Source organism: Kineococcus indalonis (assembly GCF_009906395.1).
GTDB classification, from domain to species: domain Bacteria; phylum Actinomycetota; class Actinomycetes; order Actinomycetales; family Kineococcaceae; genus Kineococcus; species Kineococcus indalonis.
In genome coordinates this window covers 1-589 of sequence record NZ_JAAALM010000977.1, presented here as the reverse complement: position 1 = coordinate 589, position 589 = coordinate 1, and the positions used below count along the sequence as shown (strand labels likewise).

Sequence of the window (589 nt, the reverse complement as noted above, 5' to 3'; positions counted from 1 at the left end):
CAGCAGCACCAGCGGCACCACCGCCAGCGCCACCAGCGCCACCACGAGCACCGGGGTGCGCCAGCCGTCGCGCTCGGCCAGGTGCGCCACCAGCGGCAGGAACACCAGCTGCCCCGCCGAGGCCGCCGCGGCCAGCACGCCCGTCACCAGGCCCCGGCGCGCGGCGAACCAGCGGCCCACCACGGTGGCGGCCAGCGACATCGCCATCGACCCGGTGCCCACCCCGACGAGCACGCCCCACGTGGCCACCAGCTGCCAGCGCGCGGTGGCGAACGTCGAGGCCGCCGCGCCGGCCGCCACCAGCAGCAGGCCCGCGGTCACCACGCGCTGCACCCCGAAGCGCTGCATGAGGGCCGCGGCGAACGGGGCGATGAGCCCGTACAGGACGAGGTTGACCGACACCGCCACCGACACGCCGGCCGCGGACCAGCCGAACTCCGCCGTCAGCGGCTCCAGCAGCGTGCCGGGCACCGAGCGGAAGGCGCCGGCGGCCACCAGGACGGCGAAGGTGACCGCCGCCACCGCCCACGCCGGGTGCGGCCCGCGGGCCGGCGCGCGGCCCCGGGCGGGCGCCTGGACGGGCGTCTGG

At 78.9% G+C, this 589-nt stretch carries 1 protein-coding gene; it reads right to left on the bottom strand.

The annotated features are described in order from the left end of the window. On the bottom strand, positions 1–522 hold a 522-nt coding region (locus GTR00_RS22285), incomplete at its 3' end, for an MFS transporter (protein WP_166613648.1). Positions 523–589 lie beyond the last annotated feature (67 nt).